The organism is Sphingomonas sp., from assembly GCF_031361285.1.
Classification (GTDB): domain Bacteria; phylum Pseudomonadota; class Alphaproteobacteria; order Sphingomonadales; family Sphingomonadaceae; genus Sphingomicrobium.
In genome coordinates, this window is the sequence record NZ_JANMCO010000053.1 from 1 (window position 1) to 5,853 (window position 5,853).

Sequence of the window (5,853 nt, forward strand, 5' to 3'; positions counted from 1 at the left end):
GCGCTTGCCCGGTGGCGCGCTTTCACTGACCCCCGTACCGGGCTAGACGGCGGCGAACCCGCCTCGGCCCCCGGCTCGGCTGCAGAATATGACGAAGGAATAGAATGACCGACCAGACCGAAAAGCCGAAGCTTGGCACCCGGCCGCCGCTGGGCCTCAAGCGCACGGTCGAGACCGGCAAGGTCAAGCAGAGCTTCAGCCATGGCCGCTCGAACACCGTTGTTGTCGAGGTCAAGAAGCGCCGCATCCTCGGCAAGCCGGGCGAAGCCCCGCCGCCGGTAGAAGCGCCCAAGCCGGCCCCCGTCGCCGAAGCGCCCAAGCCGGCGCCCAATCCGGCCGCGCCAGCCCCCAAGCGCGCGCCGGTCGATGACATCTCGTCGCGCCGTGAGCTTCAGGAGCGACTGCTGCGCGAGGCCGACGAATCCCGCATGGCGTCGCTCGAGGAAGCCCGCCGCCGCGACGATCGCGTCAAGGTCGAGCAGACCGAGGACGAAAAACGCCGCGCCGAAGACAATCGCCGCGTCGAGGAAGATGCCGCCGAACAGGCCCGCCAGGTCGCCGAGCAGCCCGCGGTTGAAGCGCCTGCCGAGCCAACCCCGCCGGTCGAAGATCGTGCGCCGCAGCTCGATGATGAGGACGAGCGCGGCCATCGCCGTCCCGGCGGTGCCCCGGCAACCAAGCGTCCCGAACCGCCGCGACCGTCACGCAGCCACGAAGATCGCCGCCATTCGGGCAAGCTCACCGTTACCCGCGCATTGTCGGGCGAAGACGATACCCGCGCCCGCTCGCTGGCCGCGCTGCGCCGCTCGCGCGAGAAGGAAAAGCGCCACCACCAGCAAGCTGGCCCCGCCGCCAAGCAGGTTCGCGACGTCGTCGTCCCCGAAGCGATTACCGTCCAGGAACTCGCCAACCGCATGGCCGAACGCGCCGCCGATTTGGTCAAAGCCTTGTTCAAGATGGGCATGCCGGTGACGGTTACCCAGACCATCGACCAGGACACGGCCGAACTGCTCGTCACCGAATTCGGCCACACCATCAAGCGCGTCAGCGAAGGCGATATCGAAATCGGCATCGGCGACGATCAGGACGCGCCCGAAAGCCTCCAGCCGCGGCCGCCGGTGGTGACCATCATGGGCCACGTCGATCACGGCAAGACCTCGCTTCTGGACGCCATCCGCGGCGAGAATGTCGTGTCCGGCGAATCCGGCGGCATCACCCAGCACATCGGCGCCTATCAGGTGACCGTGCCCGACAAGTCGAAGGTCACTTTCCTCGACACGCCGGGCCACGAGGCCTTCACCGAAATGCGCCAGCGCGGCGCCAACGTCACCGACATCGTCGTGCTGGTCGTCGCCGCCGACGATGGCTTGAAGCCGCAGTCCATCGAAGCCATCAACAACACCCGAGCCGCTGGCGTGCCGATGATCGTTGCCATCAACAAGATCGACAAGCCCGATGCCAAGGCCCAGCGCGTCCGTGAGGAGCTGCTCCAGCACGAGATCATCGTCGAGGAGATGGGCGGCGAAGTTCAGGACGTCGAAGTCTCGGCGACCAAGAAGACCAACCTCGACAAACTCTTGGAAGCGATCGCGCTTCAGGCCGAAATCCTCGAATTGAAGGCCAATCCCGACCGTGCCGCCGAAGGCACGGTGATCGAAGCCAAGCTCGACAAGGGCCGCGGCCCGCTGGCCACGGTGCTTATCCAGCGCGGCACGCTGCGCGTTGGTGACGTCTTCGTCGCCGGCGCCTCGAGCGGCAAGGTCAGGGCGATGATCGACGACCAGGGCAAGCAGGTGAAGGAAGCCGGCCCCTCGGTCCCGGTCGAAGTCCTCGGCCTGTCCGCCGTCCCCGCCGCCGGCGAACCGTTCACCGTCGTCGAGAACGAGCCCCGGGCGCGCGAAGTCGCCGCCTATCGCCAGGGCCTGCTCGACCGCAAGCGCACCACCACCGCGCCGGTGACGCTCGAAAACATGTTCGCGTCGCGGGCGTCAACGATGATGGAGTTCCCGCTGGTCGTCAAAGCCGACGTCCATGGCTCGGTCGAAGCCATCGTCCACGCCTTGAACCGCCTGTCGACCGACGAAATCCGCGTCCGCATCCTGCATTCGGGCGTCGGCGCCATCACCGAGAGCGACGTCACGCTGGCCGGGGCCAGCGGCGCGCCGATCATCGGCTTCAACGTCCGCCCCAACGCCAAGGCCCGCGAGATCGCCACCCGCCACAAGGTCGAGCTGCGTTATTACGACGTCATCTATCACCTGACCGACTGGGCCAAGGGCGCGATGGCCGGCGAACTGGGTCCGGAAATCATCGAAACGATCGTCGGCCGCGCCGAGGTCAAGGAAGTCTTCCCGGCCGGCAAGAAGGATAAGGCCGCCGGCCTGCTGGTCCTCGAAGGCGTCATCCGCAAAGGCCTCCACGCCCGCCTCACCCGCGACGACGTTATCGTGTCGAAGACGACCATCACCTCGCTGCGCCGCTTCAAGGACGACGCCGCCGAAGTGCGCGCCGGCATGGAATGCGGTGTGCTGCTGGCCGACACCAACGACATCAAGCCGGGCGACAATCTCGAAGTCTTCGAGACCGAGGAGCGCGCGCGGACGCTGTAATGGCAAACCCGTTCAGCCGTCATTGCGAGGAGCGCAGCGACGCGGCAATCCAGCCAGAACAAAGAAGCTGGATTGCTTCGCTTCGCTCGCAATGACGGCGCGGGGCTAATAGAATGCGCAAGGTCGAAACCCCCGAGGGCCGTTCGGTCCGTCTGCTCCGCGTCGGCGAGCAGGTGCGCCACGCCTTGTCGGCAATCCTGTTGCGCGGCGACGTCCATGACGAAACGCTCGCCAGTCACCTCGTCAGCGTCACCGAAGTCCGCATGTCGCCCGACCTCCGCCACGCCACCGTGTTCGTGAAACCGCTGCTCGGCCAGGACGAGGATGTCGTGCTGAAGGCGCTGCGCACCAACACCGCTTTCTTCCAGAAGGAAGTGGCGCGGCGGATGACCACCAAATATGCGGCCAAGATCAAGTTCCTCGCCGACCAGAGCTTCGACGAAGGCAGCAAGATCGACCAGCTGCTGCGAGCACCCAAAGTCGCGCGGGACATCGGCCGGGAATGAACCTCGACGACCCGATGACCGGCGACGGTTGCCGCGCCGAGCGGTTGGCCGAGGCGCATCGCGACCTTCTTCGCGCCGCCTGCGCCGAAGATCCGGACATCTGGCAAATTTATTACGTCAGCTACGCCCCCGAGCATTTCGACGCGAGCTTCGACGCTTTGCTCAAGCGCCAGTGGGTGCCGTTCGCGCTCTACGATGGCTGCCAGTTCGTCGGCATGAGCTGCTTCCTCAATGTGGACGACGGCCGGCAAACGCTCGAGATCGGCAGCACCTTTTATCGCCCCGCGTTCCGCGCCATCGGTTTCAACCGCCGCGCCAAGGACATGATGCTGCGCCACGCGTTCGACCGCGGCTATCGCCGGGTTGAATTTCGCGTTGACCGCCGCAACCAACGCTCGCAGGCGGCGATGAAAAGGCTTGGCGCGGTGCGCGAAGGCGTCATGCGCGCCGACCGCATCACCTGGAACGGCCACGTCCGCGATACCGTGCTGTTCGCGATTTTGAAGGACGAATGGCCGCTATGAATACCGACACTTTTTATCAAATCGCTACCTGGCTGGTGCCACTGATCATCGCCATCGTTTTCCACGAGGTCGCGCACGGGCTGGTGGCGCGGCGGTTCGGCGACCCAACCGCCGCCGAGCAAGGGCGGCTGACCTTGAACCCGATCCGCCATGTCGACCCATTCGGCACCATCATCCTGCCGATGCTGCTCGCGCTGGCCCACGCGCCGATCTTCGGCTGGGCCAAGCCGGTGCCGGTCAATTACCAGCGCCTGCGCAATCCGCGCCGCGACATGGTGCTGGTGGCGCTGGCGGGCCCCAGCATGAACTTGCTGCTGGCGGTCATCGGCACCGCCATCGTCGGCGCGACCCTGTGGGTGACGGCGGGCGTCGCCAGCCCGGCGGCGCTGTTCATCGCCCAGAATTCGATCAATTTCGTCCTGATCAACATCTTCCTCGCCATCTTCAATTTGATCCCGCTGCCACCATTCGACGGCGGCCATGTGGTCGAAGGGCTGCTGCCCGACGGCGCCGCGCAGCGATTCCGCGGCATTGGCCGCTATTCGCTGCTGGTGTTCGTCTTCCTGCTGCTGGTGCTACCGATGCTCTCTCCCAGCGCCGACATCGTCAGGCGGGTGATTTCGCCGATTGTGGATAATCTCGCCGGATGGCTTTTGGGGATCGCTGGCGTCAACGTCGGTTGATGCTCCACGGCTGGATCATCCTCGACAAGCCGGTCGGCCTCGGCTCGACCCAGGCGGTGTCCGCGATCAAGCGCATCCTCAAGGAAGCGGGCGAGCCCAAGACCAAGGTCGGCCACGGCGGGACGCTCGACCCGCTGGCCAGCGGCGTCCTGCCGATCGCGCTTGGCGAAGCGACCAAGCTCGCCAGCCGTATGCTCGACGCGACCAAGGCCTATGCGTTCACGATCCGCTTCGGCGAGGAGACCGATACGCTCGACGGCGAGGGTCAAGTGATCGCTACCAGCGCAGTTCGCCCCAACCGGGATGCCGTCGAGGCGGTCCTGCATCGCTTTACCGGCGTGATCGAACAGGTCCCGCCGGCGTACTCAGCGCTGAAGATCGAAGGAAAGCCGGCCTACGAGCGAACGCGCGCCGGCGAGCAGGTCGAGATGAAGGCGCGGTCCGTGGCGGTCCACGAACTGCGTTTGCTGGAGAGCTGTGCCGACGAGGCGACCCTCTTGGCCACCGTTTCCAAGGGCACTTACATCCGCAGTCTCGCGCGCGACATCGCCCAGGCGCTCGGCACGGTCGGGCGCGTCAGCAAGTTGCGCCGCACGCGTGCCGGGCCGTTCTCTCTCGAACAGGCCATTTCGCTGGACTTTTTGAGCGAAGCCGCTAAGGCGCGGCAATTCGATGGGGCGGTACTTCCGCTAACCGCGGCGCTGGACGACATCCCGGCCCTCCCCGTCACCCCCGGCCAAGCCCAGCTGCTCCGACATGGACAGACGCTTGCCGGTTTCCCCGCGACGCCGGGGCTTCAGCTTGCGTGCCTGGACGAAGTCCCGGTGGCGTTGGTGGAAGCTTTGGCAGGCGGCCTCCGGGTCGTGCGCGGGTTCAACCTTTGAATAAGGAGTTTGACGATGTCGATTACGACCGAACGCAAGGCTGAATTGATCAAGGATCATGGCCGCGGCGCCGACGATACGGGTTCGCCCGAAGTCCAGGTGGCGATCATTACCAGCCGCATCAATACGTTGACCGAGCATTTCAAAACCCACGCCAAGGACAATCATTCGCGGCGCGGCCTTTTGATGATGGTCAACAAGCGGCGCTCGCTGCTGGATTATCTCCGCCGCGAGGATGAGAAACGCTACACCGATCTCATCGCCAAATTGGGTCTGCGTAAGTAATTTCACCGGGCGCTTTCGGGCGCCCTTCACTCAAGGAAACCCCGCAATTCGGCGGGGTAACCGTGGGGGGCCGTTTCAGTGCCCCGAACCGCAGCAGGCCGGCTTGCCTGCACTGATGTCCCGGCGCGCATTTGGCGGCCGGGTGAAGGAAACCACATGTTCAATATCAAGACTGTAGAAATCGACCTCGGCGGCAAGACGCTGAAGCTCGAAACGGGCCACGTTGCCCGCCAGGCCAATGGCGCGGTGCTCGCGACCCTTGGCGAAACCGTCGTCCTCTGCGCGGTGACCGCCGCCAAGACCGTCAAGCCGGGCCAGGACTTCTTCCCGCTGACCGTCCACTACCAGGAAAAATTCTCGGC

General features: G+C 65.4%; 7 protein-coding genes. All 7 read left to right on the forward strand.

Annotated elements, in window-relative coordinates:
• The first annotated feature begins 104 nt into the window (after positions 1-104).
• Complete coding sequence (gene infB / locus RMO25_RS05845) at positions 105-2,609, forward strand: translation initiation factor IF-2 (RefSeq protein WP_309661666.1); 2,505 nt, start codon at positions 105-107, stop codon at positions 2,607-2,609.
• Between the two features lie 113 nt (positions 2,610-2,722).
• A complete protein-coding gene (gene rbfA, locus RMO25_RS05850; RefSeq protein ID WP_309661667.1) occupies positions 2,723-3,115 on the forward strand; it encodes a 30S ribosome-binding factor RbfA in 393 nt (130 codons plus the stop codon).
• Entirely contained in the window at positions 3,112-3,639 is a 528-nt protein-coding gene (locus RMO25_RS05855) for a GNAT family protein (protein WP_309661668.1), read from the forward strand. Before rbfA ends, RMO25_RS05855 begins: the two co-directional genes overlap by 4 nt.
• A complete protein-coding gene (locus tag RMO25_RS05860; RefSeq protein WP_405051849.1) occupies positions 3,636-4,322 on the forward strand; it encodes a site-2 protease family protein in 687 nt (228 codons plus the stop codon). Before RMO25_RS05855 ends, RMO25_RS05860 begins: the two co-directional genes overlap by 4 nt.
• Positions 4,322-5,206 (forward strand): tRNA pseudouridine(55) synthase TruB, encoded by an 885-nt coding sequence (truB, locus tag RMO25_RS05865; RefSeq protein ID WP_309661670.1) that lies wholly within the window; start codon positions 4,322-4,324, stop codon positions 5,204-5,206. The genes RMO25_RS05860 and truB overlap by 1 nt, the downstream gene beginning before the upstream one ends.
• 15 nt (positions 5,207-5,221) lie before the next feature.
• Positions 5,222-5,491 carry a 30S ribosomal protein S15 gene (rpsO, locus tag RMO25_RS05870; RefSeq protein WP_309661671.1) on the forward strand — a complete coding sequence of 90 codons (270 nt, stop codon included), beginning with the start codon at positions 5,222-5,224 and terminating at the stop codon, positions 5,489-5,491.
• A gap of 156 nt (positions 5,492-5,647) precedes the next feature.
• Positions 5,648-5,853: hypothetical protein (locus RMO25_RS05875; RefSeq protein WP_309661672.1), on the forward strand; the 206-nt coding region annotated here is incomplete at its 3' end.